The sequence below is a fragment of the Microcoleus sp. S13_C3 genome, assembly GCF_036700905.1.
Classification (GTDB): Bacteria; Cyanobacteriota; Cyanobacteriia; order Cyanobacteriales; family Microcoleaceae; genus Microcoleus.
This window is the reverse complement of sequence record NZ_JAUBPT010000063.1, coordinates 1-3,385: the sequence shown is the minus strand read 5'-3', so window position 1 is coordinate 3,385 and position 3,385 is coordinate 1. Positions and strand designations below refer to the sequence as shown.

Here is a 3,385-nt window from a genome sequence, read left to right as displayed (position 1 = left end):
CGATCAAAAAAACAGCCACTGGTTTATCAACGAGAGATCCGCTCTTGAGTCATCTGTTTGTCAGCTAGAAGTCTAACTACGGCATCTAGCATATCAAAAAACGTTCCGCGTCAAACTTTATAATCGATCGGTTTCAAATCTAAAGCTTTTTGCATGGCTGCTAGTTCATCGCGGTGAGCTCTGACAGTAACAAAGCTCTTGGTTGGGCTTCCCGACTCAGCAACTGATTCGAGTTTGAGCGAGACTTGCTCAGAGCGTCCAGCTTTTTTCCAATAAAATACCCCCGCCAGCGGGGACAGCAGTACCAAAGCTAGGAAAATTTGACCCTGCTGAGGAACTAGCATTCCCAAAACCAGTCCCAAGCACAGAGCGCCGCCTGCACTCAGCAGAGTTAGAAAAATAGCTAGAAACCAACTCGGCCGCACAAAACCCTCAAACGTGACTTTATAGTTGGGGGCATCGACGGCTGCAACTCGGTAAGCTCTCTGGGCAAAATACTGTTGTAAGTCGGTTAACAGTGACTCTTGGGCGCTCTCGGAAGCCAGCTTGACTTGTTCGATTCGATCTTTGACTGAAGCCTTGATGAAGAAAAACAAGCCAACAGCCAGCAGTAGCGTTAGCACAAAGGTAGAAGGAAGAACAGCAGTATCCATCGGTAGAAGTTTGTGTAATTGGAATTCTCTACTATTACTTTACAGAAATTTACATACGAAAGCGATCGAGGACTTACGCAGACACTTTTTTACCAAGATTCGCAGAAAGCTTCTTCTGCAAGGCGTTTTTCTCCCCATCACCCAATTCCCATATCTCCCCATCGTCGCTAATTCTCAAGTAACAATGCGTAAGTCCTGACGTAGTGTAGCTGCTTTAATCGCTGTGCGGCGGGCGATCGAGCAAAGCGAAGGCAATCAGGCAAATCGCTTTGCAAGTAGCGCCAGCATCTCCAGGGTTGAGGCATCCGATTCCAACTCGGCTAACCCGTCTGACCAGTTTCTAAGGCGCGGGCTCGACGCTCTGACGCGCCGTTTCCCTGACCAATGTACTCGTGCCAGAGACGAGCGAGGTCTTGAGCTTGGTGCCGCCACTCAGGGAGGATTTGATACATCCGACGGGGGCGGCCGCGTCCTTCTACTTTTTTCCAGTAACCGGTGATTACGGCTTCATCTTCGAGGAATTTCAGAGCGCTGTAGAGAACGGTATCAGAAAGTCGGTAGATGGGGAATTCCCTCTCTAGTTGGCCAATCAGTTCTGTACCGTAGGAATCTCCGCGCAATAACACGGAAAGAATGTAGCACACAGCTAATTCCTTGTTTAGATAAACAGGAGGGGGGTCTTGAAAAAATTGATAGATATGTTCAAACTTCATCTGTCTTGTCCGCTGGAAACTCTCGTGATACCGTCAGGTTAACGGGAGAGGAAAGCGGGGCGGGGTGTGCCGCTTCCTAATGATTAAGTGGGACACCGGGGAAACAGAGGTGCAGTATTTCCCCAGTGAATGTTGATAGCCCCAAACGCTTGTCCTGCACTTCGGTAATGTTTGCCTGCGGCTTGGTTGAGCAGCGCGGGCGTAACTAGCGCAATTTTTTTCCTCTTCCAATGTATCGCAGCGACTATTGTCAAGTGTGCGATCGCCTGCAAGAGTTGGCAGTTACTTGGGGAATTAGTGTGTTAACTGAATTTGCCCTTGATGTTTGCGTTCAAGCGCAGGCTTTAAACCGAACTCAGGCCTAACATAGCCCGCAGTGTAAAAGTTAGAAAGACAAAAGTCGCTACAATCGAACTAATCAGGGCGATCGCAGTTGCCGGTCGATCGAGCAGAGGTTTGAGTCGCTCGAACAGGAAAAAGAAAATTCCCAGGCATATCGTAATGAAAAAGCGGGGGTAGCGAGAGACGTTATTAATAAAATCTTGCATGAGCTTGGTGGGGTAAAGTGTTACAGCACAATCTTTGGCTGGTAACACTTGTGAGCGAGTTAGACAATTTTGGCACAGCCGGAGCTAAATCTGCCGATCGGGCGATCGGGCATTTTTGCCTAGGCTTAGCTGACATATATAATTCTAACGAAAACTTTTCGCCGATCGCTCCGGCACTGTCTGTTTAATGCCACGCGACCTCCGGTAAGAACTTCAGAAGTATTTCTATTGAGTTCTAGTTGTGATAAATATTAGAGGGCCGTTATTTCTAGATAAATGTCTGCTGCCGCACCTTCTTTCGTCTTGCCACGTCCCTTTCTGAAATGGGCAGGAGGCAAAACTAGGTTGAAGATATTAAAAACCCCGAGAATCACACTATGCGAATTTTAGTCTTGGATTTGGCCCCAAATCCAAGAAATCCAGCCTTGGACTGTAAAGTAACGCCTTTTTATAGTTGTATCATTAATATCTGGACGATTTTCTGAGATTATTTTACAGATTGCATCTTTGGGTGGAATTCCTCCCAGTTTAAGCGCTAATTGAAACACTAAATAAAAAACTTGACGTTCTAAAATCTTATTAATCAACTCTAGATATTTTAATTTAGGTCTTTTATGTAAAATAGACCTTCCTTCACTTGTCAAGCAAAAAGTAACTTTTTTGGTCAGGGAATCTTTATAATTTTCTATCAGTCCAATATATAGACCAGCATTTGTATAATAGTCAGTTTGCCTGCGATCGAATTCATAGTTTTCTGTAATATCGTCTTTGGTTAAATCTCTTTCTAATAACAAGGATAATAAATCTACTACTCTCTCAAATTTATCAGCTTGGGGAAATGGAACATCTGGCTCTGCAATTACTTTAATATTATTGAGTACCAGATCGACATCACTCCGTTGTATTTCTTCGGGAGCGATCGTATAATTCTTTTGTTCTCTCAGTTTCAGAGAGTTATAATCTTCATCCTTGCTAAATTCATAAATAAAAAAGCTAAAAATGTCATTAGAGTATGTCATCAATACGGGAATCACTTTTTTAGCCATTTTTTTTGACCACAATCTGTAGGGGTAGTAAAGTTGTCTAATCAAAAAATCGTCTATGGCATAGTTCTTAGCTTCTATCAAAAGAAAATAGTTGTTACTTTCAAATCCCGCATCTATCTCACACTGAGAATTTTTAACCTTGATTGAATAGGGTTTATTAGCGAAGGAATTTATAATATTAAAATCAAAGGACTCTGTAGACATTCTCCCTGAAACAGTATAAGCGGTTTTTTCTCCGAATAAATCATCTATAATACCGATATTAAATGCACAGTGCAATGCAGAATTTTCAGAATATAAATTTGTGTAATCTATACTCTCTATCCCGGAAGGAAACTCAAAAGCAATGGGAGCATCCCGGTTTTGTAAATGGTTAAAAGTATGATAAGAGCCAAAATTCTTCGCCCTCTGCTATATGATAGAAC

At 43.1% G+C, this 3,385-nt stretch carries 6 protein-coding genes and 1 pseudogene; 2 read left to right on the top strand and 5 right to left on the bottom strand.

What is annotated here, in order from left to right; all coding sequences use genetic code 11:
- Window positions 1-110: 110 nt before the first annotated feature.
- Window positions 111-653, bottom strand: a complete 543-nt coding sequence (locus QUA16_RS18105; protein ID WP_333104815.1) for a cofactor assembly of complex C subunit B — start codon at window positions 651-653, stop codon at window positions 111-113.
- 320 nt (window positions 654-973) lie between these two features.
- Window positions 974-1,366 (bottom strand): PadR family transcriptional regulator, encoded by a 393-nt coding sequence (locus tag QUA16_RS18100; protein WP_333104816.1) that lies wholly within the window; start codon window positions 1,364-1,366, stop codon window positions 974-976.
- Between the two features lie 230 nt (window positions 1,367-1,596).
- On the opposite strand from QUA16_RS18100, the gene QUA16_RS18095 reads away from it, so the two are divergent.
- Entirely contained in the window at window positions 1,597-1,731 is a 135-nt protein-coding gene (locus QUA16_RS18095) for a hypothetical protein (RefSeq protein ID WP_333181283.1), read from the top strand.
- Here the strand turns inward: QUA16_RS18095 and QUA16_RS18090 are convergent.
- Window positions 1,711-1,914, bottom strand: coding sequence for a DUF751 family protein (locus QUA16_RS18090; RefSeq protein WP_190657763.1), 204 nt, complete (start codon window positions 1,912-1,914; stop codon window positions 1,711-1,713). The two genes, QUA16_RS18095 and QUA16_RS18090, sit on opposite strands and share 21 nt — an antisense overlap.
- 50 nt (window positions 1,915-1,964) lie before the next feature.
- Here QUA16_RS18090 and QUA16_RS18085 point away from each other — a divergent pair, with 50 nt between their 5' ends.
- Entirely contained in the window at window positions 1,965-2,102 is a 138-nt protein-coding gene (locus QUA16_RS18085; RefSeq protein ID WP_333181282.1) for a hypothetical protein, read from the top strand.
- Between the two features lie 198 nt (window positions 2,103-2,300).
- On the opposite strand, the gene QUA16_RS36960 is transcribed toward QUA16_RS18085, so the two are convergent.
- Together QUA16_RS36960 and QUA16_RS36955 are read right to left on the bottom strand one after the other, a co-directional pair.
- On the bottom strand, window positions 2,301-2,774 hold the full coding sequence (locus QUA16_RS36960) for a DUF7226 domain-containing protein (protein ID WP_445252179.1): 474 nt from the start codon (window positions 2,772-2,774) through the stop codon (window positions 2,301-2,303).
- Window positions 2,775-2,846: 72 nt separating this feature from the next.
- Window positions 2,847-3,347, bottom strand: a pseudogene (locus tag QUA16_RS36955) (DUF6997 domain-containing protein); the annotation flags it as partial.
- Window positions 3,348-3,385 lie beyond the last annotated feature (38 nt).